Below are 25,201 nucleotides of genomic sequence, written 5' to 3' on the forward strand. Positions count from 1 at the left end.
GGGAGCTTAAAAGTCAGGCGACTATCCCGTATTTGTTAACCATAATTTATGCTTTCGATCTCAAAACGTACCGGCGTACCAAAGAAACCGTTGTGATAATGGTTTTTGGATGTCTACGTTCATTGGGGGAATAAGTTAGTGGACGCACGATCTGTCATCAAAAAGTTTGATACTTGGCAATTGGCGATCTGCATCATGGCAGCGCTACCTGCCATTTTCGTTTTGGTAACGTGGGATAATGATGGATTGCAATCTCCCCGCGCATTCGCCGTGCGCTATCTTTCGCTTCCCGTGACATTTTGCCAGCTTAGCGTTATTCTGTGGGCAGTACGCACAAAATTCGAAGTAGGTAGTGCGTTCAGAAAACTCGGGCGATTGCCAAGGATGCTTGTTACGATATGGGCCATTTTTGCTTTCATCTCAGTTGTTTTGGCGCGTGAACAGATACTCGCATCTGCATTTGCGACACTTCAATATGCTTTGCACGGGATTTTTCTTGCCGCTGTTGTTCATCTCGCCCGTTCGTCCAGCGCGGCGGTTGATCGCCGTGCATGGTCAATTTCAGTCCTGGTAATTGGAGGTTTGGTTTACGCGGGTCTTATCATCCTATTTGCGTTGCTAATTCCAGACAAGGCTACATTTCCGTGGTCGCTTCGTTTGCCCAGCGGCACAAATATCCGGCAGCTGGGCTATTTTGTTGCGATAGCGTCTGTCGCCCCCCTGTCGCTCATCTTGCTTGGGCGGACAAAAACCGCCTTATTTTGCCTCACCTTTGCCGCTCTCGTAACATTCATTGCGTGGTCGGGAAGCCGCGGAGCGTTAATCGGCTTGTTGCTTGGCACGGTAGTGGGTGCGGCGGTTATGGGTAATGCATTATCCAAACTAAGAGTTGGCCTGGCAGTCCTGAGCTTTTTCGCAGGAGTGGCAGCTTCGATCATCGTACCGAACCCCGCTCCTGAATTCGGCCTGATCAGAATGGTATCAAGCCTCGAACAGGATGACATTGGTTCAGGACGTAGTATAGTTTGGAAGAGCACCGTAACAGAGATTTCAAAGTCGCTCTGGATTGGTCATGGTTCCGGTACTTTTAACAAAAATATGCACGAAATTTATGGATTTGACTTCAATCATCCACATCAATTCATACTACAATATTTTTATGACTGGGGTATTTTTGGCGGAACAGCAGCCGGATTTTTACTTCTTATATTGTTTCTTGCGTGCGTGAAAGTTGGTCGCCAGCACAACGATGCCGCAGCCTATGCATCAATATCTACCCTATGCACGATCGCTTCGGTCAGCATGATCGATGGTGCACTTTTTTATCCCTTGTCAATTTTTCTTACTGGTTTGGCCATTGCTTGCGGGTTTGTAAATGACAGTACACAGCTTGAACGGGGTCCCCGAACCAGCTGCTAATCGGTCGCTTCTTGCGCTACTGTACCAAAATCAAAATGAATCCGCACCCACACGCCCAGCTGGGGCTTGTTGTCGATCCGTGGTGGCTTGACCAGAAATTGCCATGCCGCAAGGCGTAACGCTTTGGCTAGCCCGGTTCCTCGTGGATTTTCGCCGATAATCTGGCAGTTTTCTACCCGGTTGCGTTCGGCCATGCGGCAGGCAATATCTGCAGACGCCCCGGGCGAAATGCGTTTAACGGCGGCAAGATAGGGGGCCAGCTCGGCATCATAGGGTTCGCGTAGCCAGGCCACAGGGTAGAGCTGCGCTCCACCGGGACCAAGGCCCGGCCCCATCATTCCTTTTGATCCCTGCCCGGCGCCAGTGCCGTTTCCCGCACCAGTGCTGCCGCTTGGCAATTTCGACAGGTCCATCGCGTCAAAATCCGTCTTGCTGACTTTGATAAAATCCGGGGTAGGTGGCGGTGTGTTCACCGGTTTTACCGGGGGCAGAAGCGGTTTGGGGATAGGAGGGACAAAAGTCTGTTGTGGCGCCTTTGCGACTGGTTTTTCTGTTTCGCTCTTCTCCGCTGATGCGGACTCCGCTTCCGCTTCGAGAGCAAAGGTGCTGAGGCCGCGCTTACCCGCCTCTGGCCCACCTGAGCGCATGCTGAGGCTCAATATCGCAATGATAACGAGTGCCTCAAGCAACAAGGCAATGATAAGGCCAGTGCCTCGCCGTCGAAGACCCTCACGGTCCCAATCTGTCTGTTCTGAATAGGCCATGCGGGGAGTCCCGACCCTTAGTACCACATGCGCGGCATGCAATATTGAATTTACACATGCCCAGTTTCCCCATTGAAAAGGGGATTAGGTATTGGGGGTTAAATGGCTCCTAGCTTCTGTGGAAGCCAATTTAAACCAAAAGATGGTTAATACAAAAACAGTCATCATTGTTGGGGTGCGCAGAGGATAATCAACGAAACTGGCAACAGCAAACATCGCCAACAGCACTGCCGCCAGACGCGAAACGACAACTGATCTTCGGTTACCGTCTATACCAAACGAAAGAGCGATTACTCTGTTTACGTACCATAAAACGCCTGCACCCATAAGCAGAATTCCCGGTACACCGAGTACCACTGCGGTCTCGACCCAATCATTATGCGCGCGGTTCAGATAAGTTGCATCCAGCAGATTGGTTGCTTCGCCAATACGAAATGCTTCAGCAAAGGAACCTGGGCCGGAACCCAAAGGCAGGTACTTATCCACAAGTGAGAGCGATGATATCCAGAAATCTTGCCTCAGGTCACTGTTGGCCGATTTAGCGAATAATCTTTCTATGGCTGTTGCACGAGAGAAGAAAATGGTAACAAATACCAGTCCAATCACTCCAATCCCAAAAGACATACCGATAAATCTTTTTGAGATAAAAGAACTTCGATGTCTGTGGTTTTTTTTTGAACGTGGTTTTTTGTAAAGGAGTACTGCTCCCGCCAACCCCATTACCGCAATTAGAAATCCAGATCTGGAACCCGTTATCAAAATTAAAGGTACCAATACTGCTAGCAACGCCGCCGCTCTGATCACTCGAGTTTTGGATTGATCCGGTCTGCCAACGTCAAAGGAGGCATATACTGCCAACATAGGAATCAACATCGCCAACAAAACCGCTGCGTGATTTCTATTTGCAAATAGACCGACAGCGCTCCCTTCATTTGTTAGCCGATACAAAAAGAAAGGACTATCAGAACTACTAATTACCTGAAAAAAGCCAAAGAGCCCGGATGCCGCGCCTAAACCGATCAGTAATGGCAATAAGCGAAGCATGTCCTCTTTTTCCAACTGAATCCCAAATAAAATAACGGCAAGCGGAATTGTCATTGATGCAATAGCGTTTGTTCCATTAACTGGAACAAGATTTATTGAAGTCCAGGCATTTGACACGCCAGCAGATTTTCTAATTTCGACGATCAACTGCTGACCTGGCATTGCCTGTGCCAAATCTTGTGGAATTGGGAGTGCGAAGATGAGGAGAAGCAAGAATATCAGGCCAAAGCCTATTAAGATGCCCCGACTTTTTTGGAAGTGATCTTGCCGGATTGTAAGCAATGCGAACCCACAAAACAGGACAGAAATCGGCCTGAGCAATGCCAATGATTGAACATCCATCCGCGATGATCCGCCCATCGAAAACGTCAAAAAGATGAAGAGCGAAAGCGCCAAAAATTGAATAGAAAGCTTGGAAAACCATTGACTAAAGCGTGACAAGTTGATTCCTTTCTCTATCCGGCTCAGCCGATGCAATCCCGAATTTATGTTAAATGATCTAAAGCTGATATAGGAAGATACAAAGCACCCTCTTACTTTTAACCGACCAATTTTGGCAATCGTTGATCATCGTCAAGGCGTTTGGACGTGAATTCAGGGCATTGGCATCTAATTTACGTCGAAAAAGAGTGGAACTTGCTTTGGCAATAAGCTAGCTGCCTTGGCAAAAGTAAACAAAAATCGATCCTAGCGGCGGCTTCTTCGCATACCGGTGGTATCGCTAAAAATATTTCGGTATTATCTGACAAGGATAACATGTTGCAATCAATTTCCCCTGCATTTGGCGCGGCGCAAACCGGCGCTGTCCTTGGTGACGACAAAGATAACATTGGGTCTAATCTAACCCCTCCTATTTTGCTACAGTATTGGCAAGTGGCGCTGCGGTGGAAATGGGTGATTGCCGGCATTATTTTGGCTGCAATTGTGTTTGGCCTTGTTGCCACTTTGCTTGCTACTCCTCAATACACAGCCTCAACCCGAATCGAAATTAGCAGAGAGCAAAAGAATGTAACAAACGTCGAAGGCTTGGAATCTCAGAATGCCGGACGCGACCTTGAGTTTTATCAGACGCAATACTCACTCTTGCAGGCGCGTTCACTAGCCGAACGAGTGGTGCGGCAGTTGAGATTAAGTACAGACGATAACTTTTTTAAAGCGCACGACGTTAACCCGTCGGAATCCTCTCTATTTACATCAAAATCAGGTTTACCCTTGAATGCAGGCGAACGACAGAAACGGGAAAAAATCGCAGTCGATTTGCTTCTCAAAAATGCATCAATTTCGCCTATTCGTGGATCGGCTCTTATCGATATAGGCTATACCAGCGGATCGCCCCAGCTCTCGGCCCAAATTTCTAATACATGGACCGAGCAGTTCATCGTGCAAAGCATGGATCGCAGATTTGCATCTACTGCAGATGCGCGTCGTTTTCTGGAGGGGAGGCTGGCCGACTTACGTGCGCGCCTGGAGACATCTGAGCGTGAACTTGTAAGTTACGCGGAATCCAAAGGAATTGTTGCGCTTGGCAAAAGCAAAAGTTTGGACGGTCGAACCGAACTGGAGCGCACCTTGGTTTCGAGCGATCTTGAAGCTTTGAATAGCGCATTAGCAGAAGCTACTGCTGACCGCGTAACGGCGGAAAGCAAATCGGGTCAGCGTAATGGTGGCGCAAATAGTGCGTCTTTGAATAATATTGCAATCGGTCAACTCCGTCAAAGGAGAGCGGAAGTTGCTTCAGAATATGCCAAGTTGATGGTTCAATTCGAGCCGGGTTACCCGGCTGCTCAGGCTCTGGCGCAACAATTAAAGGCTCTCGACGCGAGTATCGCTCGCGAAGAAACCAGAGTTTCAAGTAGTCGAAATTCTGAATACGCTGAAGCCGTTCTTAGGGAACGCGACCTTAGGGCGCAAGTCGAAGCCCTCAAGGAACGGATGAACCGTCAACAGCGCGATAGCATCCAATACAATATTTTCCAGCGTGAAGCAGATACGAACAGGGAGCTTTATGACGGGCTGCTGCAGCGCTATAAAGAAATAGGTGTGACGGGAGTTGGTGCAAACAATATATCAATCGTGGATACAGCTAAAGTTCCAGAAAAGCCGTCATCACCCAATTTACCGCTTAATATGGCATTGGCGTTGTTGATTGGTGTCGGATTAGCAGCTGTGGCAACTTTCGCGTTAGATCAAATCGATGAAGGACTGCGGGACCCAGGTCAGGTCAATCGTGTTCTACAGGTACCGCTGCTTGGTAGCGTGCCAGATATAGAAGAAGGTGATGCACTCTTGCTGTTGCAAGACGCCAAGTCTGCCTTATCCGAGTCTTATCTGAGTATTCGCTCAAACCTGGCTTTCTCAACAGATCATGGTGTACCACGAGCCCTGATGGTGACTAGTACTCGCCCGGCGGAGGGTAAAAGTACTACCAGTCTTGCGTTGGCGACAGTTCTAGGAAGAACCGGTAAAAATGTATTACTTTTAGACGCCGACATGCGCTCTCCTTCAATGCACGTGTTTACCAGTCAGTCGAACCAGATGGGCCTCAGCAATTTTCTCGCGGGCGAAAACAATTGGCAGCAATTGGTGCAGGTAACCGATATAAAGGGCTTGAGCCTATTGCCGGCGGGGCCAACTCCCCCGAGTGCAGGCGAATTGCTCAGTAGTGATCGTATGCTTCTGCTTATCCAGCAATTGACTGAACATTTTGACCATATCGTAGTTGACTCTCCTCCCATCCTCGGTCTTGCGGACGCGCCGTTGCTCGCGCGGGCAGTCGAGGGCTGTGTGTTTGTGGCAGAAGCAGAAGGGGTTGCCGTGCGCGGTATTAAAGCTTCACTTGGCCGCCTGCATGATGTCCACGCGCATGTTTTTGGAGTTGTTTTGACCAAACTAAGGCACAGGCAGGCGGGTTATGGTTATGGTTATGGTTATGGCTATGGCTATGGGGAGAGTGATAAATAGCTCTCGTGAGGGCATTTAAACCAAGTGCCGAACGCCGGCCTTCAGTTTATTTTCTGGCTCATACATGAGAGAGATTTTGCGTCATCGTTAGAAGCATGGCTAAATCAACGGCTGTAATTGTTTCGAAAATACCAGTACCGAATTGCCGAATATTGATTTAAACTGTTCTTTTAACTTTGACTCTTGATCACTTGGATCGAACTTCAAATCGGTTTTCCAAAAACCATTGATATGTATCGCGAATTCCGCTTTCCAAATCAATTTTGGCTGCCCAGCCCATATTTGTGAGACGGCTAACATCCATGAGTTTACGTCCCGTCCCGTCTGGTCTCGACGGATCGTAAACAATTCGGCCCTTATAACCGGTGATTTTTGCTACGAGATGAGCTAATTCGGCAATGCTAACGTCAGCACCCGTGCCGACATTGATGTGGCTAAGCATTTGCTGCGTATGGGCCTGATATGTGCGGGGTTCCAGGCCCATGACAAATAGCGAAGCGTCAGCCATATCATCTACATGAAGAAACTCGCGTCTGGGTTTACCGGTTCCCCAGATAACCACTTCATCACTTTGGCGCTCCACAGACTCATGAAATCTGCGAATTAACGCGGGTAATACATGCGAATTTTCGGGATGAAAATTATCGTTCGGGCCATACAGGTTCGTGGGCATCACACTTCTATAGTCCGTCCCGAACTGTCGATTGTAACTCTCGCATAGTTTAATGCCGGCGATCTTCGCAATAGCATATGGTTCGTTTGTGGGCTCGAGCGTTCCGGTCAATAGTGCGTTCTCCGACATGGGCTGCGCTGCTTTCTGCGGGTAAATGCAAGAACTACCGAGAAATAGTAAGCGTCTAACTCCCGCTTTAAATGCCTGATGAATAACGTTGCATTGGATCTGGAGATTTTCATATATGAAATCAGCAGGAAAACTGTTGTTGGCTTGAATGCCCCCCACTTTGGCGGCCGCAAGAATGACAGCTTCAGGCCGATATTCTTGCATAAATGATTTGACGGCATACTGATCGGTTAGATCCAGTTCGCTGTGGCTTCGCATTATTATTTCGCGTCCTCTTTCCTGCAAAAGGCGGACGATCGCCGAACCTACCATTCCTCGATGTCCAGCAACGTATATAGCCATTAGAATATCTCAATTCTCGGTAACAATAGAAGTGTGAAACCCATGCGATTTCAAAAGTGAGTGTTTGCGGGCAGATTCCAAGTCAGCGGCAACCATTTCTGAGCACATATCCCGTGCTGATATTTCGGGAACCCAACCTAATTTTACTTTTGCTTTTGACGGATCGCCTAGAAGTGTCTCCACTTCTGCGGGTCGGAAATAGCGAGGATCAACCCGCACAATAACATCCCCCGGCTTTACCGAGGTGGAGGTATTTCCGTTAACCACCTCTACAATGCCAAGCTCTCCAACGCCAGTTCCCTCGAATCTCAAGCTAATTCCTAACTCCTCAGCTGTCCATTGAACAAACTGTCGCACCGAATATTGTTGGCCAGTTGCTATAACAAAATCATCAGCAACCTCCTGTTGCAACATCATCCATTGCATACGAATATAGTCTTTCGCGTGTCCCCAGTCTCGCAATGCATCCAAATTGCCCAGGAACAAGCATTGTTCTAGTCCCTGACTAATATTGGCCAAACCTCGGGTTATTTTTCGAGTTACGAATGTCTCACCGCGCCTAGGGCTTTCGTGATTAAAGAGAATGCCATTGCACGCATACATTCCATATGCCTCGCGGTAGTTCACCGTGATCCAATAAGCATAAAGCTTAGCAACAGCGTAAGGCGACCGGGGATAGAAGGGAGTTGTTTCACGTTGAGGGATTTCCTGAACGAGACCATATAGTTCTGAAGTTGATGCTTGATAAAAGCGTGTCTTGCGTTCCAGTCCAAGAAAACGAATGGCCTCAAGTAATCGTAAAGTACCGATAGCATCAACATCAGCGGTATATTCCGGAGCTTCAAAACTGACCGCTACGTGGCTTTGTGCCCCTAGATTATACACCTCGTCGGGTTCAACTTCACGTAATATACGGGTAAGGTTGGAGGTGTCAGATAAGTCACCATAATGTAACTTAAGCTTAGGATTGGGAGCATGTGGATCTTGATAAATATGGTCAATACGTTGCGTATTAAACGAAGAGGCCCGGCGCTTTATTCCGTGAACTTCATATCCTTTTTCCAACAGAAATTCTGCTAGATAAGAGCCATCCTGACCCGTAATTCCGGTTATCAGTGCACTTTTCGTCATCTTTCGTCCTTCTTTATAATAAACTGCGGCACTTTGGAAAGGTTTTTTAGAATTAACGTCCCAACGCCACCAACCTTGTTGCGCCGAATTGCAATAAGGTCTTCGCGACTTTTCTTTACAATCCGCCCAATTGACTTGTTACTTTCTCCACCAACTCGCATTTTAACAAGTACTTCAGAGATATATTCTATGTTTAAATTGCCCACTTTCAGATATCTTAAAATAGCGTCATAATCGGCAGCTATTCGCATATTGACATCATATAGGCCCCATTTATCGAAAACTTCGCGGCGTAAATAAAGGGTTGGGTGTGGCGGCATCCAACCGTAGCGAAGTTTTGCCATACTCACTTCGCCCGCCCGCCAATGACGGATCACTCGCGTCGGATCATTTGCCGAGACATATTCCAGATCACCGTAAACGCCGCCCACGTTTGGATGCTGCATCACCGAAGCAACACGTTCTAGCACCTTGCTATGTGCAAAAAAATCGTCGGAATGCATAAGTCCAATTACATCGCCGGATGCGCGCATAATGCCGCGATTTATGGCGTCATAAATTCCGCTGTCTGGTTCGGATATTAAGGATGTACTGTCATTGCTGAAACTCCTGATTACGTCCAAGGTACCATCGGTGGAGCCGCCATCTTGGATTATATGTTCGAGGTTGGGGTGGGATTGGGACTGGACGCTCCGGATAGCGTGTTCGATGGTGTCGACTCGATTGTAGACGGCCGTGATGATCGAGATTTTCATAATGCCCTTCTTTCAAGCGCGCCATGCGCCGCCTTGCGGATTATTTGAGCCACCTTCGCAGCAAACTCCGACTGCCGCGTAACCCCCGCAGAAGCTGCACTTTTCAAGCTCGCCCTGATGCTTGCGAGTGACCGCGGCGCGGCTACATCGATCGCATTCGCCAGCGCCTCTGCATCATCTGTTCCAAAAAAAACAGCGTCAGGAGCCTGCTCGCGATGGACGCGAAGATCAGACAGCAGCAACGGTGTTGCCACGCTCTTTCCCTCTTCAACCGTGGTGCTCCACCCTTCAAAGCGTGAGGAGTTCAGCAACGCATTGGCGCCGATCATCATGGCCTGAACCAGCGCATGATCGACACTACCCATCAACCTGAAATTTGCCTCTGCCCCCGATGCCCGTATCTGCGCCTTGAGCGCGTCGGGATAATCGGGAAAGCGTGGATCATGCCCGTGCCCTGTGGCGAGAATGATACGCCGCGACCCCCGCCGTGCAAGCAACGCAGCCGCCGCAATGGCAAGGCCGTGGTTCTTGTGTTGCCACAACTGGTTGGGAAGAAATATGAAATCCTCAGGAATCCCTTCTTGCCGCAAACGCGCCCACGCCGCATCGGCATCAGGCCAGTCACTGACAGGAACGGCAAAACGCGCCACTTCCGTCCGCCCTTTTGCCGCAGGGTAAAATTCCAGACAGTCGCGTTCGGCGTCTTCACTGCTCAGCATAACGGCCGCTGCCGATCCGATTTGCGCACGAAAGCCGAGATCGCGTTTCCAATATGCTCCGCGACTGAACATGTGCGGCATATGCCGATGCTGAAAGTCTGGAATCCAGGCGATCGAGGGAATTTCGCTGCGCCAGCCAAGATAGAGCGCCGGGTCGAGCGCGACATCCACCTTCTCGCGATTGTAGGCACCCAGCACCGCAGCATTCCGGCCTGTCGCCAATGTCCACCCGACATTACAGCGCAGTCCTGTCTCGTCAAACGCCGGATCGGAGACCACCCGCGTCCGGGGCAGATCAGCGAGCAGACGGATTTCGGGATTTTCAAACCGGTCCGGTCCAATAAAAAGTACCGTTTCGATGTCCGTCGCATCCCCCCCCGCCAATGCGCGGACAAGGTTTTGCATATACATCCAGCCACCGAACCAGCCTTTGCCACCGATGGGAGGTACCGCAAATGTTATCATCCGGCCGACTTTTTCAAAAACCAGGCGACATAGTCCCTGACGCCTGCATCAAGGTCGACCTTCCATTCGAAACCGGCTGCTTCAAGCTTACCGGGCGCAGCGACCAGGCTGAACGGATCACCCGGCCTGCTTTGCCCGGAAAAACCGATACACGAGACGTCTCGGCCACAGGCATTTGCAGCAGTTTCGGCGATGCGACGCACGTTACCTGCATTGCCCGTGCCGGCGTTTATGACGGGCATGTCGGCCGCGGCAAATTTGCGGGCAGCCGCAAGGGCCCTTACGACATCGTCGATATGGGTCCAGTCGCGAAGCTCCTGTCCTGTGCCGCCAAGTGTTATGTGTTGCTTGTCCGCGGTAAGCTCTCCGCAAAGGTCCCACAAAAGCTGTTTGGTCAAACCGGGACCGTAAACCGAGAACAGCCGCACCACGACCACCGGTAGATCGAAGCTACCGGCCCAGCCGCGGCAGATATTTTCCATAGCAAATTTATGTGCGCCATAAGGCGAGAAAGGTGCCGTTGCCGCGTCTTCGGCAATGACTCCGCTGTGAAGGTTGCCATAAACGGCGGCCGAGGACACGACTACGAGCCGTGGCGGCGAAGATTGTTCGCGCAACCAGTCAAGCAACATCGCCGTACCACCCACAGTTGCGGAAAAATCGCCATAGGGGTTGGCCAGACTAGTGCCGACAGAGGACCCGCCCGCCAGATGATATACCGTGGCGGGCGCGCCAGTCTGATCCGCCAGGGCGGAAAGCCCCGCTTGCGTAAGGGGTCCCTGTACCCACCCCGAGACACATTCTTTCAGGCCACATTGGTCCAGCGCCGCAAGGTCTATGCCACCGACATGATACCCCGTCGCGGCAAGATGACGAACGAGATGCCGTCCGATAAATCCAGCGGCGCCCGTGACCCAAGCGGTTGTCATGCTAGCTTCCGTGCTATGAAAGATGCATGACGTCCTGGCCGTCGATCAAATTGCGATGCGAGCCTCCGGATGAGTGCTCCAATGCCAGGTAAGCTAAAAACACCAGAAATGGGCTTCCTGAACGCAGCAATTGGCATTAGCTGCGCCGCAATCCTATGATAGATCTCGTTCGTCGACTGCGGACCATAATTGATTGGGCTCTCAAGTGAGCCGATAGTTCTCTCGAGTAGGAGGCCAGAGTCGCGAATCGCGGTCTGGTAAAAACTTAACGGATGGGCGTTTTCACCCCCATAACGATGGTGAAGTGCGTGATTGTCGAAAAACGCCGGTAGGTCAGACGGATCGGTAATAACATGCTCACGTGCTGCCACGAACGCACCGCCAGGACGAAGAACACGGTGAAATTCACGCATTGCTGCAGGCAAATCGGCGATATGGTGTAATACCGCACGAGCGAAAATTACATCAAAGCTGCAGTCGGCGAATGGCAGCCGCTCTGACAGATTTTCTTCAACATGAATTACCAAGTCAGTTTCTTGTGAGAGCTGACGGATTGCACCGGCTCCGACAAGCATGCTGGGGTCGGGTTCAAGCGCTGTTACCGTAAATCCGTCCTTGGCTAATGCGTAGCTCGCAATGCCACGGCCAGCACCGGCATCAAGCGCGTCACCGGGGCCAGTTCCAATAATGTCACGCACGGCGAGCCATTCATTGCTTTTCCAATAGCGTTCTGCAGCGGCATTGAGCGGATCATCATAATAGGCGTCTCGAACGATTTCATCGTTGCCCGGCTGCTCACGAAACCAGCGAACGGCATCTTCCCAGCTTTCCTGTTTCACTGCGCTCATGCCATAGCCTCCGGCAGTGTGCGGATAACTTGGGCAGGGTTTCCTGCCACGATCGTATAGGCGGGAACATTCTTGGTAACGACGGCGCCAGCAGCGACAATCGCGCCTTCGCCGATGGTGATGCCTTTAAGAATGATTGCGTTAAACCCTATCCATGCCTTGTCGTTAATGGTCACCGGAGCAATAGTTACGTTTTGCCAATCCTTCGTGCCCTTACCCCAGTCGAGAATGTCCTTTGCGCGATCTGCCCACGCGATAGCATGAGAGTTATGATCGACTATCGTCACACCCCAAGAAATCACCACGTCGTCACCCAAAGAAACGCTGTCTGCTATCACGATGTTGCTGAGACCAACATAACACCGATCTCCACATTTGAATTTTGCATTCTGTCGATCAAAGGAAATTCTCGTATTTATGATACAGTCGGATCCGAGCACCAATGTACAATCACGAACGGGACTAACCCTATCCAAACGTACTGTTGATCGGTTGCCAACAACCAAGGCAACGCGGTTCCGTAACCGGAAACGGCCTATGAGATTGAAAGCTTCAGATAAGATTGTACTCATGCCACGATCTCTTGAAACCGATTCCACTGAAAAGCCTTTGAATAGCGTTCGGCAATCAATTTATGGCCTGTCTCGGCAACTTTCAGGCGCTCTGCCGGGTTATCGATCATGTTGCGAATACAATTTACCGCATCGGTGGGTGTGGCATAGGTCCGGAAATGCAGATTTTCAATCATTTCATCCGGATATCTGCCTGCATCGGTCACAAGTGCTGCGCCACAGCCCAATGCTTCCCACACTCGCATATTACCCCGATCAGGACCCGCCATATCTACTGCCCCGTTTACAACAATTTTTGAATTGCCGATTGCGGTGAGTAGTTCTCTGCCAAAAATCGCATCGGTCGCTACCGCTCTTATATTGACGCTTCGACGATGTTTGGCGAGGGGACCAATCCATCCGAGTGGAGTTTCAGCCAGTTTTGTAAGACGCCCCCGGTCCAAATGCATAACTATGTTCCATTCGTTCCGCATAGCAGCGACGAGTTCCAACATTTTCGCACGGTTTTTATGGTGCCGCGAATAGCCTCCCACGAACAGCACATCGATTGGCCGATCGGTTTGTGCAGCGTAAAAATTCATTTCTGGATCATGTGCGGGTGCGAAGTATTCTGCTCTGACGCCTCGTGCTCTATAGCCTTCAAGTATTGTCGGGAAGTTGTTGACAATAATGTCATGCGTAAGGAATTGTCCGCCATCTGAAGGAGCGGCCCGCCAAGCCACCGTCCTGCGTACACAGCCCGGCAGTCTTTTCAAAAACAGGTCGCCGTAACGCATAGGATCGGAATTATAGAATATTTCTGTGTTATGGTGCTCGATCTGCGCTAACAGGATCTCATCTAGCGGCGTGTCGGATTTCAGACCCTGATCACGCGCCCAGAGCCGTTGGGTATGTTCATCGTTGCCGTTTGTGAAAAAGCAGATTGGATCATGTTCCAGAACTGGTTTGAGGATATGTGCAGCGCCATATCTGTCACTTAAAAATGCAAGGACGGCGTCGTCAAAAGTCGCTGCATTTTTTGTGAGATCCTTCAGAAAGGGCTGATAGGCGGGGTAAATACCGCTGTTTTGGAAAACGCGCATATTGATTTAATCTCGCCGCAAAGGCGCAAAACTCACCAAGGCAATTAACAAAATTCCGCCCCCGGTGATCAATGAAGTAAGGATACTTGTATTAGCCATTGAAAGAATGAACCCGGTACCAGCGGCCACCATAAGCATGGTGCGCTCGGGCTGAATAAAGCGAGATAATAAACGTAGAATCAGAGCGCTGGCCGCACTTACAACTGGGACACCTGCAACGCCGAGCGCCGCTACGCCGTCAGTAGCCAGAAAATTGGCATTCAATTCGCCGATGTCGCGCGCCGCCGACGGAATGAGCGTTAGCATAACAGCCTGACCCACGCTTAAATCGCCATATGGGTATTGAACGAATAATGAAATGATGTTGTTATTGGAATAATATGTCAGCGGATAAAGGGCAAAAAACTGCTCATACACTCCGAAAATAGCCCCTGAAATCAGCAATGTGCGCAGGTACACCAGAGTCACAATATTGTTAACCCCTCCACCAATCGGATCATAGTTTGCAAGAAAAGGAGCGGTCACGGCAATGATTATTAGCAGTCCAATCAAGAACAAATTTGCTCGCATATGACCTAGCTTGTCGGCCAAGAAGTAGGCCCCAATGACAAATATCGGCGAAAGTAGAACGGCACGTGCCGCCAATGTCCCAAAGAGGAAAACTTGAGAAAAGATGCCAATCCCGGCCAACCAGTATCGCCGTGTGTAAAGGCCTGCAGCGATCAAGAAGGGATCAATAGCACTTGCAAGTAACGCCAGAGCATATCTCACTGCCGTAAAGGCAGACTCTGCACCAGCAAAGCGTTGAGTATAGATGTCATCGAGACTCACGAACTGGATTGCCTGTCCAAAGCTGTAAATGATGAAGACCATCGAAATGGTCCAGATTGCCGCCAATCCTCCCCAAAAAATCTGCGGCGGAATGGGCTTTATATTAATACGCCTTACTTCTCCTCGGGAAAGCACCAGAAACAGAACGCATCCGACAAATGTCGTTCCGAATATCTGCAACAGGCGGTCGAGATCGGATGAAAACTGCATGACCGGAACAATCAGGCACGGCAAATAAACTAGAATATAGAGAAACCAGGCCGTGCATTCTGCAAACGTCTTGGGTCGTGTGCTGAGTAGGACGGAGGGGAATGCGGCAATCACACAAGCTCCGTAAAGCAACCTGTTATCGGTTAACCGGTATGTAAACCCGAAATAGGCCCAGGAAAGCGAGAGCACTTCGTAAGCATAGCAAAGGACAATTGCATAGATAAGAGAAGCGCCAAAACGGAAAGCGGCTTCGCTGAATGCGGAGCTGTTCAGTTTGGTCATGTCCCGGTTGATGTTTTTCGCGCCAGACATCATGGGCACCTGTGATCCAGATACCATTTCATATTTATATAAGGCCACAGACGACCGACCGATGTCCAGTCCCAGGCCCCTTGCGCTGTCAGCTGCGTTATACGGGATTTCAGGGCATGCCTGTCAACGATCTGGTCAAATGCGTCATGGGGTGTGGACAGCAATCGTTGCGCCCAGTGTCCGAGCGACCCTTTCATCCACGCCGGCATTTGCGAATTGAACCCGACTTTCCGGGTTGATGTGCGGATTGTCTCCGGCATAATTCCTGCCAGCGCGGTGCGTGCGACAAGTTTGGAATGGGTATCATCTGTTTTCATCTTCTGGGGTAAGGCCATCACATAGGTTGCAAGCCGCCAGTCCATGAACGGCATTCGAACTTCTACTCCATGCGCCATTGATAGACGATCAAAGTTACGCAGGATAGTGGGCAGTATGCTGCCATTGAACATGGCGTATAGTCGCCGGTCAAGCCCAGAATAATATTCCGGCAGGGCGTCACCATAAGCCGCGATCGGTAAACGCGGTGGAGGTGTCAGACGGTGCTGGCGCAAATAATAGCTTTGGCCAAAACGCAATGCGGCTAGCTTTGCAACATCGCTCGCCAACGGGCCGACGCCACCGTTTCCAGCACGGTCACCGATCAGATTGCGCAAGGCAAATGCTATATTCTGGCCACCTTGGCGATAACCGCCCATCAATTCGTCTGCGCCATGGCCATCAAGGGTGACCCGGACGCCGCTTCGTCTCACTTCCTGATAAATGCGCCAGGGCGAGGTGGGCAGGCTGATATATACATCATCGAGCGCATCCAGCACAGGATCGACGAAATCCTCGCCGTCGTCGCCACCCAGATCGAAGAAGTGCGGGGTGATCCCTGCATGCTGGGCCGCTTGCGTTGCCTCGGGCGTTTCATCATGCGGCTGGCCGGTAAATGTAGCGACGAAGGCGTGGCGCCAGTCTCTGCTTTCCCGTTCATGCCCTCCGCCCAGACCCGCTATATGGGCCATCGCCGACACGACTGCGGTGGAATCAAAGCCGCCGGAAAGACAGCTGCCGATGGCAACGTCGCTGCGCATGCGGAGCCGGGTGGAATCAAAGAAAAGCTCACGGAAACGGTCCGCCGCTTCGTGCATATTTGCAGGTGTTTCAGTCTCGAGATGATCCGCTGCAACCCACCATCGCGTCAGTTCAAGCTGACCTTGCGCCCATTTCGCGGAATGGCCACCGGGCAGGCGACGAATGCCCTGATGCAGGGTATGTTCTGAACCCTCAACACCGAAGGGATCGAACAGCAGACGCTGGGCCACCTCCATCGCCGGGGAGGTGTCGACCCAGGGGATTTCCAGCAGGGCCCTGATCTCGGACGCAAAAGCGAGCTTTGTGCCGGAATGCGCATAAAGCAGCGGTTTGATGCCGAAGCGGTCCCTTGCGAAAAAGATCGAGCCATCCGCGTTATCCCGGATCGCAAGTGCCCACATCCCGTTAAGTCGGTTCAGCATCGCCGGACCCCAGGCGATGTATCCATTAAGCAGAACTTCGGTGTCGCCCTCGGTTCTGAACACATAGCCCTTTGCGGCAAGCTCGGCGCGCAATTCCAGAAAGTTGAAGATCTCGCCGTTGAATATGATCGTGTAGCGGCCGTCGTCGCTGACGAAAGGCTGATCGGATCGTGCATCGGCGTCGATGATCGCCAGACGGGTATGAACAAAGCCGCAGCTACGGTCATGCGAAACCCATGTCTGTTGTCCGTCCGGACCACGATGCGCCAGCCGCCGCCCCAAATGTGCCAGCAGCTTTTCGTTGATCGGCTCGCTGCCTCCCAGGATACCCGCTATGCCACACATGTTCAGGTACCCGATCTCTCTGCCAAGGTCGTCGCACTCCGCAGCTTTGCTATACACATGAAAACAAATACAAATCCTAGAATGGCAACGATCGAAGCATGCATCGCGACGGCTGTATAGAGATCCAGTCCAAACGCAACAACAGCAATCCAGGCGCCGCCCATGGCGACTGACCAACCCACATCCCAAATCGACTGCAACCTGAATTCACGCATCGCAACCAGCGTCTGATTGACAATGCCCGTCACAAACGCTGCCGCATATCCAAAAATCATGACCCCCGCGATCAGGATCGCCGGCTCCCAACCCGGGCCGAATATCAGATGAAACGAATAAGGCAGGAACAGCTGGAGTATGACGGCCCCCGCTCCCGCAACGACGGCGCTCATAATCACGATACGGAGCAGTATAGCCAACGCGGCATGATAATCTTGCGCGCGGAGATGCACCGTGATGCGGCCCAGAAAGACCTGGCTTCCCGCGCCCACAATCATAGCGACGGGGACACCGATAGCGCGATCAACCAGACTGAACTGCCCCGCCGCCGCCGCACCAAAAACATGAAAAATCATAAAGGGCGTCAGCATGGCGCCAGCGGAATTCGCCAAAGCCCCCGGCAACGAAACTGTAACTAAATCGCGGTGCCGCCTCACAAAGGGAATGAGACCCCGAATAGTGGCTGCGGTGTCACCCATGGCAGCCTTTGAACGCAGTGTAATAATTCCGTAAGCCGCCGCTGCGATACGACCTGCCACATCTGCAAGGATTATCCCTATTATTGATGGGTTTATTGCTGCCATAGCCAAGGCGACTACCGCATAGATTCCTACCTGCCCAAATTTTAGAAACGCAAGCCGGTTGAAGTCCTGTTCCCGGATCAACATGTAGGATGCGATCAGCATGAAGCCGTTTCCGATCAAACCTAATCCGAACAACCATATCGGTATTTCAGGTCCGAACCCAAGACCTGTAAGCAACATCAAGAAACCAGAAACTGCTATGCCTACAACGATCACAAGTATCGCAAGAGACGCGATGAGGTGAGGGAGATCTTCTTCTGAGGAAGACACCAACGTCAGTTCTATTCTTAATGCAATACCGACGGTACAAAATACCAGGAGTGACAAATATAGCTGGAATACGCCGAATGCCTCAGGCGCGAAGGCACGCGCCAAGACAGGCAGGATTAGCAATCCTAATGCCTGTGCGCCTGCTGTCCCGGACATTACCGTAAGTAAGTCACGGACAACGGACCTTTGGTGTGCCGGCGTGATCATAAAGAAAAACTAAGCAACAGCATCCCGTACGGCCGCAACGACAATGTCCTGCTGATGCTCTGTCAATTCGGAGTAGATTGGTAAAGACAGGATACGGTTTTGCAGCCGGGATGCTTCCGGAAAATCTTCATCTCTATGACCCAAATGAGCGTAGGCGGGAAGAAATGGCAGCGCTCGCTTGTAGTTTACGACAGTTGGCACTCCCTTTGATTTCAGTGTTTCAGCAAGCGCATCACGATCTTCGCTCTCAATGACGTAGAGGTGATAGACATGTTCGCGTCCTTCGACCTCGCGCGGCGTCACAATCTCCGGAATGTCCGCCAACATCTTGTCATATCGTTTGGCTACCGAGCGACGACGGGTCGTCCATTCGGCCAGATGTGGCAATTTAACCCGTAATATGGCGGCCTGCAGTCCATCGAGTCTCGAATTTATGCCTTCAATCTCATGCTCACCTTTGATCAAGCCGCCATGCCGGGCAAAACACGCCATAAGACGGGCGAGTGCAGGATCATCGGTTGTAATTGCGCCAGCATCTCCCATCGCACCCAAATTTTTGCCAGGATAGAAGGACCAGGTAGCAATATCACCGAAGCGTCCGGCCATTTTTCCTCCAACCGTGGCAAGATGAGCTTGCGCGCAGTCTTCGATAACCCAGAGATTATGCTTATGGGCAACAGACATTAGCGCTGGCATATCTGCCATCTGACCATAAAGGTGCACCGGAATTATCCCGACCGTACGGCCTGTAATTTTTTCGGAAATTTTGGAAACGTCGATTGTCGATGTGACAGGGTCGATATCGACGAAAATCGGTTTCGCTCCATGTTGCCCGATTGTTTCCGATGTTGAAATCCAGCTTTGCGCGGTCGTAATGACTTCGTCACCGGCCTTTATGCCCAAAGCTCTCATCGCAATATACAGGGCATCGGTACCGTTCGCACAGGAGACCGTATGCTCGGCTTCCATCAGCTGCGAATACTCTGCTTCGAATGCCTCTACATCAGGTCCGCGCACAAAGCTACTGTTCGCGATAGTGCGTGCGATTGCCTCATCAATTTGGTCCTTTAACGACAAGTATTGGGCATGCAGATCAACAAAAGGAATGGTCATCAGATCTCCGTTGGTTTTTAAATTACTGATCGCAAATATCGAGCCGGGTTGCCGGCATAAATACCAGGTTTTGTGATGGATTTTGTAACAACGGATCCTGCGCCGATAACGACGTCATCACAAATTTCGACGGGCATTATCGTCGCATTCGATCCAATCGAAACGCGGTCGCCAATGACAGTGTTTTCCCACTTTGTTACGTCACCACGGGCTGGGCCGCCGCTGGCAAATCGGTCATTAACAAACACTACGCCGTGGCCCACAAAGCAATCGTCCCCGATTTTGACAAGTTCGCACACGAAACTGTGACTTTGAACGCGCGTCCGGGTACCGATTGAAACGCCTTTCTGTATTTCACAAAAAGGCCCGACAAATACATCTTCGCCCAGTGAGCATTCGTAGACGTTTGCAGGTTCGACAATTTTGACACCTGGACCGGACTCAACGTCTCGTATCATGGCTGCAAATAATGTTATCTGACTCATCTCGAGGCACCAAGCCGAGAATGCTGGGATCGAAACCGCAATGTCGTGTTCTTGCCCGTCTCGATCGACTCATAGAGTGCGGTTATCAATTCAAGGCTACGCCGACCCTCTAGCCCATCGACAAGCGCCGCGGAGTCTGTTTTGAGGCAATCGATAACATGCTCGTAATAGGCCTGATGTCCGTACCCATAAACGTTTGGCGGATTTACAGAGTACTTTTCCAAAACCTCATCGTCTCCCGGCAGGGGTTCGACAAATTCCCATGTCTGAATTTTGTTAACGGCAAAACCGCCAATTACGACTGTACCACCTTCGCCAAGTATCGATAGCGAGCCTTCCAGATCCTTGGGGCGAGCAGCATTGGTGGCTTCTACAATCCCTAGGGCACCGTTAGCAAATTCCAGCGTCGCTATTGCTGTATCTTCAGCTTCGATATCGACCAAGGTGCGGGTTGCCCGCGCATGGACGGACACGACATCACCCATAAAATATTCGAGTAAATCAACATGATGGCTCGCCTGATTGGCTAGGACGCCACCATCTTGAGCCCAAGTTCCGCGCCAGCTGTCCTGATTATAGTAGCTCTGGTCGCGACGCCAACGGACACGAACCGTTCCCAGTACCAGTTTGCCAAATCGACCTAAGTCCAGTGCTTCGCGTGCTTTAACTACCGGGACATTCAGCCGGTTTTGTTTTACAATGAAGAGCTTAACTCGCGCCTTGTCGCACGCGGCGATCATAGCGTCTGCATCTTCCAGTCTCAATGCCATCGGTTTTTCGACGACTACATGTTTGCCAGCATTTGCGGCAGCAATGGCGTGCTCTGCATGCATGCCACTCGGGGTCAGAATTGAAACGACATCAATATCGTCAGAATGCAACATTTCTTCCAGGCTGTGATATGCCTTAATCCCAAATTTTTGGGACATCTCGTCCGCACGTTCTGCCTGAATGTCGCATACGGCATTCAGCCGTGCGCCATCTATCAGGCCGTTACCCAATATTTCAGAATGCCTCTTTGCGATACGTCCGCAACCGACAATACCGAATCTGAATACTGACATTCCCGCGTTTCCTTTTGGTTTGATTGATTTTGATTGTTTAATAGGCTTCTGGCGGAGAGCCATCGCTTTTTGAAGTCAGCCGCAATGCTTCAATTTCTGCGCTCAGTGCCTCATATTCGCGAACTTTTCTTGCGAGAAATCGTCCCGTCAGGGCAGCTTTCTCAGCTATGCCTGATGGGGTCAGGACGTAAACATATCTCCATTTGGTTTCGGATGTTTTGAAATTCTCAATTTTGACCAATCCTTTTTCAGCCAAGGCATTGATGCAATAATTGACCCGGCCTAAACTTATGCCGAGCTTAGCCGATATCTCCCTCTGAGTGATCGAGGGGCTTTCTTCTACAATCCTCATAACCCTGAAATGCACCTCTTCAGATTTGGTAAGGCTGTCTTCTGCGTTTATATCTGCCAACAACTTTTCCCCAAAAGTAAAGTAGGCCCGTGTTCAAACATGAACACGGGCCTACTTAACAAAGGTTAAAAAATTTAAAAGCGAATTATTTCAAATTCAGTTTTCCGTTTGGAACGAACTGATATTGGACCTGCGATGTTGGGATCATTGCTTAAAGTGGAGGAAGTTCAGCGGCTACGTACATTTTTTGAGCTTCTTGGGAATCCTCAGCCCCGTTAGATGGAGTTTTTCCGTTGATAAACTTGGGAATAATGGAATTTTGCATCCCGTGTGCTGCCCAAAAGTGCTAAAGGCGCCTTTAGCGAGAGCAACTCTTAAAAAGAGATGCAAAGACATTTAGAATCTAAGCAGCCTTTACGCAATATTTGTTGCTCTTGACGCACGAGCAGTGCCCAATCGCCTGCACGCTGCGGCGCTGAAATTGATACAGCCCGGCCGCAAGGCAGAAGATGTTTTTCCGACGCGTTACCGACTGGATAGCAAGTTGGCCTTGAAGCAGCATTTCGGAAATGCAGCGGATGTATATTGCTTCCGGTCATCATCCGAACCCGCATATAACTTTGGATCATATTTTCTGTATGCTGCCTTCAATCTGCTTCACAAATCTTTACCCGAGGCGCTTCAAACCGGCCCATATATTTTCATCCGAAAACGATAATTCTAGCGAAACCTTCGGCCCTCTAAATTGAAATCCAAGGCGCGATGGATGTAATGCGCATCATAGGAACCTAAATGGCGGTGATGCTTATCTTCAACCCATCTTTTGGCTTAGGGATCGGCCAGGGCTGCCATGCCGGCGCATAGCCGTCGGCGATTTCAACTTTAGCGCTGGTCAGCAAATGGTGTGTGAACAGTTTCATCTGCATATACGCAAAGTGCAGGCCAAGGCACATATGGGCACCGCCACCAAACGGAACCCAGGCATATTTGTGACGCGCCTTGACCTTGTCCGGGGTGAAGCGCATCGGATCAAATGTCGCCGGTTCGGGCCAATATTCTTCCATCATATGGACATAGGCTGGGCTGATGCTGACGGCTGTGCCTTTTGGAATGTGAAAGCCCATAAATTCAAAGTCACGCAGCGCCCTTCGCGGTATTGACGGTACAGGTGAGATCATCCGCAATGCCTCTTTGAAGGCATATTCGGTCAATTCGAACTTATCGAGGTCAGCAAACGCGATGTCACTTCCGGCCGGTGCAATGGAAAGGCATTCCTGACGGAGTTTTTCCTGCCATTCAGGGTACTTCGCCAGATACCAGATCATTGAAGTTACCGAGGACGTTATCGTATCGTGCGCCGCCATCATCAGGAAGTTCATATGATCGATCAGCTCGCCATCGGACATATATTCGCCGTCTTCACGCCGTGAACGGCAGAATTGGCTGAACATGTCCTGCCGGTTTTCGTTGCGACGGCGCTCGGCAATTTGCGGCCCGAAATAGTCGATGAGATATTTCCTCCCCGCAACGCCTTTGCCCATGGACGTGAAAGGAATGGGCGCACGGATAGGTGCAACCGACGCTTGGACCATGTCGACAAAGGCCGTGTTGATCTTGTCCGCTTCCGGGCCAAGGGGAATGCCGAGAAAACTGCTTGCGGCAACATCAAGCGTGAGTTGCTTGATGGCGGGATAAAACAGCATATCACCGCGCCAGTTTTTCAATTGCTCCGAAAATATGCGGTTCATGTCCTGCGTATAAGCGCGCATCGGTTCGGGTTTGAATGCTATGCCGAGGGCACGCCGGTCCATACGGTGATGGTCAAAATCCATCAGCATCAGTCCGCGTGGAAAGAGCAGGTTCAAGACTGGACCCCAGCCTTGTTCCGAAGAAAAAAGCTTGTCGCGGTCGAACAGCATCAGTTCGTTTGCTTCGGCGCCTACCATCGAGATTGTAGGATTGCCAAAGGCGTTGGTGCGGAACACCTTGCCGTAGGTTTTGACCATATGCGCCCCGTATCCCGGCGGATCACGCAAAACCCGGAACGTTGTTCCGATAATAGGGGGACCATTCTCGCCCGGTATATGCGACAGATCTCCAATCTTTTTACGAGGAACCCAATGCGGGTTAGCAGCTTCGCTATGGGCCAGTGCCATTCCGGACAGTCCTTATCTTAATCGCGTGATTAAAACTTATTGCCACCTATGTCAGTAGGGCGCAAGCGGGATTTCCAACAAGATACGGGCAAGGCTATTTACAGGGAGAAGGATTGTTTTGTGAAAAAGCGGCCGTGCCGGGGGCATGGCACGGCCGCGAGACGCGCGCAACCAGGGATTGTCCGCGCGAATAGGGGTTTTAGAAGCTGTCCTGACTAAAGGGCGCGCGCTTGCCCAGACGCCGCGCCTCGATAGCTTCGTCGGCAACACGCGTCATATAGTCGAGCTGTTCGAACTGCGCCTGACGTCGCGCCGATGGAGTCATGTTCGCAATGCCAGTGACGAGATCGGCGGGCTCATGTCCCGTAATGCCGATCACCAACGCTAGAAATATCGATGCGAACCCCAAAGATGTAAAAACGACGAGCGCTGAATCCGGCGTCATATTTCCTCCGATATCTTTCAAACTTCTGCTGAATGGACAATAAAATCAGACCATCCGCAGTTAGAGAAGAATGGCTTAGGCGGGTTAATTTTCCCTGATGCCAATTAGCCAACGTAAAATTTACCATGCCGATTTTCGTGGCTTAAACTCACCAGAAGTCGAAGAGACTTCGTAAATCGCGAATTGAAGCAGCCATGAATAAAATGTAGACCTGCGAGCGATAACCTAATATGCGGCTCCAAATTTTGCACTTGGCGCATCGGGAATAGATAGACAAACACCTAATGATTGACGTCAATTACTTTGCGTTGCTGGTTGCTTGCGCATCGATGACTTTTTTCCTGTGCTTTAATGCGGTGCGACTTTGCGCTTACCTAAATCTTGTGGACGTTCCTGTCGGTCGCAAGCAGCATAAAACACCTACACCACTCATGGGCGGCGTCGTCATGATAGCCGTTCTTACTCCCGTTGCGCTTGTTTATGTTTTCTCGGGTGTATCCGATCGTTGGTTTGGTTCTTTGCTCATCTGGATAGCGTGTGTGACGATCATGGCATTTGTGGGCCTTGCAGACGATCGCCACACCCTTTCGCCCCGGTTGCGTTTGCTCATCTCGTTTCTGGTTTTTGCGACCGCGGCGGCAGTCGACCCAACCTTTAACGTTAGGGTGCTGGATTTCGTGACGCCTAAATTTTCGCTTGGTCTCGGGACCTGGTGGCTCGCTATTATTTTCACCGTCATATGTTGCGTAGGCCTGATCAACGCCGTCAACATGGCCGATGGTAAAAACGGGCTGGTGCTCGGGCTTGCACTCGGGTGGCTGGGCATATTGTCGCTTAGGGCAGGCGATGCTTTGTTACCGCTGATAGGAATCCTAGCCTGTTGCTTAGCGATCTTATTTGTCTTCAATATGCGCGGCCGCCTTTTTCTGGGCGATGGAGGCGCATATGCGATTGCGACTGCACTCGGCTTACTGTCGATAATGGTCTATAATAGCCCGGGTTCAGACACGCTTCGTGCGATTTCAGCTGATGAACTGGTTCTTTTGTTTATTGTGCCGGTCTGCGACTCTTTTAGACTGACATTTACCAGGCTTCGGCAGGGACGGTCGCCAATGTCTGCAGACCGTGACCATTTCCACCACCATCTTCAGGATAGGTTCGGGTGGCCCACTGGACTATTGGTATACTGGCTTGTTTCGTTTGTTCCTGCGGCAACATTGATGGTTTCTAGAGGGATGATCAGTTAAAAAGTAAATAAGCCGTCAGCATTAGGTCCATC

General features: G+C 50.8%; 22 protein-coding genes. 3 read left to right on the forward strand and 19 right to left on the reverse strand.

Annotation, left to right across the window (positions count from 1 at the left end; translation table 11 throughout):
- The first annotated feature begins 138 nt into the window (after nucleotides 1-138).
- On the forward strand, nucleotides 139-1,419 hold the full coding sequence (locus EUU23_RS12200; protein WP_160354353.1) for an O-antigen ligase family protein: 1,281 nt from the start codon (nucleotides 139-141) through the stop codon (nucleotides 1,417-1,419).
- On the opposite strand, the gene EUU23_RS12205 is transcribed toward EUU23_RS12200, so the two are convergent.
- Together EUU23_RS12205 and EUU23_RS12210 are read right to left on the reverse strand one after the other, a co-directional pair.
- Entirely contained in the window at nucleotides 1,416-2,183 is a 768-nt protein-coding gene (locus EUU23_RS12205; RefSeq protein WP_160354354.1) for a hypothetical protein, read from the reverse strand. The genes EUU23_RS12200 and EUU23_RS12205 overlap by 4 nt on opposite strands.
- A gap of 84 nt (nucleotides 2,184-2,267) precedes the next feature.
- Entirely contained in the window at nucleotides 2,268-3,668 is a 1,401-nt protein-coding gene (locus tag EUU23_RS12210) for an O-antigen ligase family protein (RefSeq protein ID WP_160354355.1), read from the reverse strand.
- Nucleotides 3,669-3,983: 315 nt separating this feature from the next.
- Here EUU23_RS12210 and EUU23_RS12215 point away from each other — a divergent pair, with 315 nt between their 5' ends.
- A complete protein-coding gene (locus EUU23_RS12215) occupies nucleotides 3,984-6,188 on the forward strand; it encodes a GumC family protein (protein WP_160354356.1) in 2,205 nt (734 codons plus the stop codon).
- Nucleotides 6,189-6,375: 187 nt separating this feature from the next.
- Here EUU23_RS12215 and fcl read toward each other — a convergent pair whose 3' ends face one another.
- The 17 genes from fcl to EUU23_RS12300 form a co-directional block, all read right to left on the reverse strand.
- Complete coding sequence (gene fcl / locus EUU23_RS12220; protein WP_160354357.1) at nucleotides 6,376-7,332, reverse strand: GDP-L-fucose synthase; 957 nt, start codon at nucleotides 7,330-7,332, stop codon at nucleotides 6,376-6,378.
- A 9-nt stretch (nucleotides 7,333-7,341) separates the two neighbouring features.
- Nucleotides 7,342-8,463: a GDP-mannose 4,6-dehydratase gene (gene gmd / locus EUU23_RS12225; protein WP_160354358.1), complete on the reverse strand. Its 1,122-nt coding sequence runs from the start codon at nucleotides 8,461-8,463 to the stop codon at nucleotides 7,342-7,344.
- Complete coding sequence (locus tag EUU23_RS12230) at nucleotides 8,460-9,218, reverse strand: glycosyltransferase family 2 protein (RefSeq protein ID WP_160354359.1); 759 nt, start codon at nucleotides 9,216-9,218, stop codon at nucleotides 8,460-8,462. Before EUU23_RS12230 ends, gmd begins: the two co-directional genes overlap by 4 nt.
- Complete coding sequence (locus EUU23_RS12235; protein ID WP_160354360.1) at nucleotides 9,215-10,402, reverse strand: glycosyltransferase; 1,188 nt, start codon at nucleotides 10,400-10,402, stop codon at nucleotides 9,215-9,217. The genes EUU23_RS12230 and EUU23_RS12235 overlap by 4 nt, the downstream gene beginning before the upstream one ends.
- Nucleotides 10,399-11,331: an NAD-dependent epimerase/dehydratase family protein gene (locus EUU23_RS12240; RefSeq protein WP_160354361.1), complete on the reverse strand. Its 933-nt coding sequence runs from the start codon at nucleotides 11,329-11,331 to the stop codon at nucleotides 10,399-10,401. The genes EUU23_RS12235 and EUU23_RS12240 overlap by 4 nt, the downstream gene beginning before the upstream one ends.
- Nucleotides 11,328-12,179 (reverse strand): class I SAM-dependent methyltransferase, encoded by an 852-nt coding sequence (locus EUU23_RS12245; protein ID WP_160354362.1) that lies wholly within the window; start codon nucleotides 12,177-12,179, stop codon nucleotides 11,328-11,330. The genes EUU23_RS12240 and EUU23_RS12245 overlap by 4 nt, the downstream gene beginning before the upstream one ends.
- The gene (locus tag EUU23_RS14205) at nucleotides 12,176-12,751 is read right to left on the reverse strand and encodes an acyltransferase (protein WP_160354363.1); all 576 of its coding nucleotides are present in this window, start codon (nucleotides 12,749-12,751) and stop codon (nucleotides 12,176-12,178) included. Before EUU23_RS14205 ends, EUU23_RS12245 begins: the two co-directional genes overlap by 4 nt.
- A complete protein-coding gene (locus EUU23_RS12255; RefSeq protein WP_160354364.1) occupies nucleotides 12,748-13,833 on the reverse strand; it encodes a glycosyltransferase family protein in 1,086 nt (361 codons plus the stop codon). The genes EUU23_RS14205 and EUU23_RS12255 overlap by 4 nt, the downstream gene beginning before the upstream one ends.
- A 6-nt stretch (nucleotides 13,834-13,839) precedes the next feature.
- Nucleotides 13,840-15,189: a hypothetical protein gene (locus tag EUU23_RS12260; RefSeq protein ID WP_160354365.1), complete on the reverse strand. Its 1,350-nt coding sequence runs from the start codon at nucleotides 15,187-15,189 to the stop codon at nucleotides 13,840-13,842.
- On the reverse strand, nucleotides 15,186-17,030 hold the full coding sequence (asnB, locus tag EUU23_RS12265) for an asparagine synthase (glutamine-hydrolyzing) (RefSeq protein ID WP_160354366.1): 1,845 nt from the start codon (nucleotides 17,028-17,030) through the stop codon (nucleotides 15,186-15,188). The genes EUU23_RS12260 and asnB overlap by 4 nt, the downstream gene beginning before the upstream one ends.
- Before the next feature lie 2 nt (nucleotides 17,031-17,032).
- Nucleotides 17,033-18,307, reverse strand: coding sequence for a lipopolysaccharide biosynthesis protein (locus tag EUU23_RS12270; protein ID WP_343032721.1), 1,275 nt, complete (start codon nucleotides 18,305-18,307; stop codon nucleotides 17,033-17,035).
- Nucleotides 18,308-18,316: 9 nt separating this feature from the next.
- Complete coding sequence (locus EUU23_RS12275; protein ID WP_160354368.1) at nucleotides 18,317-19,420, reverse strand: DegT/DnrJ/EryC1/StrS family aminotransferase; 1,104 nt, start codon at nucleotides 19,418-19,420, stop codon at nucleotides 18,317-18,319.
- A 17-nt stretch (nucleotides 19,421-19,437) separates the two neighbouring features.
- A complete protein-coding gene (locus tag EUU23_RS12280) occupies nucleotides 19,438-19,905 on the reverse strand; it encodes an acyltransferase (RefSeq protein ID WP_160354369.1) in 468 nt (155 codons plus the stop codon).
- The gene (locus tag EUU23_RS12285) at nucleotides 19,902-20,969 is read right to left on the reverse strand and encodes a Gfo/Idh/MocA family protein (protein WP_160354370.1); all 1,068 of its coding nucleotides are present in this window, start codon (nucleotides 20,967-20,969) and stop codon (nucleotides 19,902-19,904) included. Before EUU23_RS12285 ends, EUU23_RS12280 begins: the two co-directional genes overlap by 4 nt.
- Nucleotides 20,970-21,006: 37 nt before the next feature.
- Nucleotides 21,007-21,381, reverse strand: a complete 375-nt coding sequence (locus EUU23_RS12290) for a MarR family EPS-associated transcriptional regulator (protein ID WP_246156449.1) — start codon at nucleotides 21,379-21,381, stop codon at nucleotides 21,007-21,009.
- A 728-nt stretch (nucleotides 21,382-22,109) separates the two neighbouring features.
- A complete protein-coding gene (locus EUU23_RS12295) occupies nucleotides 22,110-23,477 on the reverse strand; it encodes a cytochrome P450 (RefSeq protein ID WP_160354371.1) in 1,368 nt (455 codons plus the stop codon).
- A 199-nt stretch (nucleotides 23,478-23,676) separates the two neighbouring features.
- Entirely contained in the window at nucleotides 23,677-23,922 is a 246-nt protein-coding gene (locus tag EUU23_RS12300) for a hypothetical protein (RefSeq protein ID WP_160354372.1), read from the reverse strand.
- Nucleotides 23,923-24,206: 284 nt separating this feature from the next.
- Here EUU23_RS12300 and EUU23_RS12305 point away from each other — a divergent pair, with 284 nt between their 5' ends.
- On the forward strand, nucleotides 24,207-25,169 hold the full coding sequence (locus tag EUU23_RS12305) for an MraY family glycosyltransferase (protein WP_160354373.1): 963 nt from the start codon (nucleotides 24,207-24,209) through the stop codon (nucleotides 25,167-25,169).
- The last annotated feature ends 32 nt before the right edge of the window (nucleotides 25,170-25,201 follow it).

Origin of the sequence: Sphingorhabdus profundilacus (genome assembly GCF_009769755.1) — a bacterium.
Lineage (GTDB): Bacteria > Pseudomonadota > Alphaproteobacteria > Sphingomonadales > Sphingomonadaceae > Sphingorhabdus_B > Sphingorhabdus_B profundilacus.

Coding starts and splice junctions, on each gene's coding strand:
- EUU23_RS12205 (WP_160354354.1), bottom strand. CDS start 2,183: ATGGCCTATTCAGAACAGACAGATTGGGACCGTGAGGGTCTTCGACGG.
- EUU23_RS12215 (WP_160354356.1), top strand. CDS start 3,984: ATGTTGCAATCAATTTCCCCTGCATTTGGCGCGGCGCAAACCGGCGCT.
- fcl (WP_160354357.1), bottom strand. CDS start 7,332: ATGGCTATATACGTTGCTGGACATCGAGGAATGGTAGGTTCGGCGATC.
- gmd (WP_160354358.1), bottom strand. CDS start 8,463: ATGACGAAAAGTGCACTGATAACCGGAATTACGGGTCAGGATGGCTCT.
- EUU23_RS12230 (WP_160354359.1), bottom strand. CDS start 9,218: ATGAAAATCTCGATCATCACGGCCGTCTACAATCGAGTCGACACCATC.
- EUU23_RS12235 (WP_160354360.1), bottom strand. CDS start 10,402: ATGATAACATTTGCGGTACCTCCCATCGGTGGCAAAGGCTGGTTCGGT.
- EUU23_RS12240 (WP_160354361.1), bottom strand. CDS start 11,331: ATGACAACCGCTTGGGTCACGGGCGCCGCTGGATTTATCGGACGGCAT.
- EUU23_RS12245 (WP_160354362.1), bottom strand. CDS start 12,179: ATGAGCGCAGTGAAACAGGAAAGCTGGGAAGATGCCGTTCGCTGGTTT.
- EUU23_RS14205 (WP_160354363.1), bottom strand. CDS start 12,751: ATGAGTACAATCTTATCTGAAGCTTTCAATCTCATAGGCCGTTTCCGG.
- EUU23_RS12255 (WP_160354364.1), bottom strand. CDS start 13,833: ATGCGCGTTTTCCAAAACAGCGGTATTTACCCCGCCTATCAGCCCTTT.
- EUU23_RS12260 (WP_160354365.1), bottom strand. CDS start 15,189: ATGATGTCTGGCGCGAAAAACATCAACCGGGACATGACCAAACTGAAC.
- asnB (WP_160354366.1), bottom strand. CDS start 17,030: ATGTGTGGCATAGCGGGTATCCTGGGAGGCAGCGAGCCGATCAACGAA.
- EUU23_RS12270 (WP_343032721.1), bottom strand. CDS start 18,307: ATGATCACGCCGGCACACCAAAGGTCCGTTGTCCGTGACTTACTTACG.
- EUU23_RS12275 (WP_160354368.1), bottom strand. CDS start 19,420: ATGACCATTCCTTTTGTTGATCTGCATGCCCAATACTTGTCGTTAAAG.
- EUU23_RS12280 (WP_160354369.1), bottom strand. CDS start 19,905: ATGAGTCAGATAACATTATTTGCAGCCATGATACGAGACGTTGAGTCC.
- EUU23_RS12285 (WP_160354370.1), bottom strand. CDS start 20,969: ATGTCAGTATTCAGATTCGGTATTGTCGGTTGCGGACGTATCGCAAAG.
- EUU23_RS12295 (WP_160354371.1), bottom strand. CDS start 23,477: ATGGCACTGGCCCATAGCGAAGCTGCTAACCCGCATTGGGTTCCTCGT.
- EUU23_RS12300 (WP_160354372.1), bottom strand. CDS start 23,922: ATGACGCCGGATTCAGCGCTCGTCGTTTTTACATCTTTGGGGTTCGCA.
- EUU23_RS12305 (WP_160354373.1), top strand. CDS start 24,207: ATGATTGACGTCAATTACTTTGCGTTGCTGGTTGCTTGCGCATCGATG.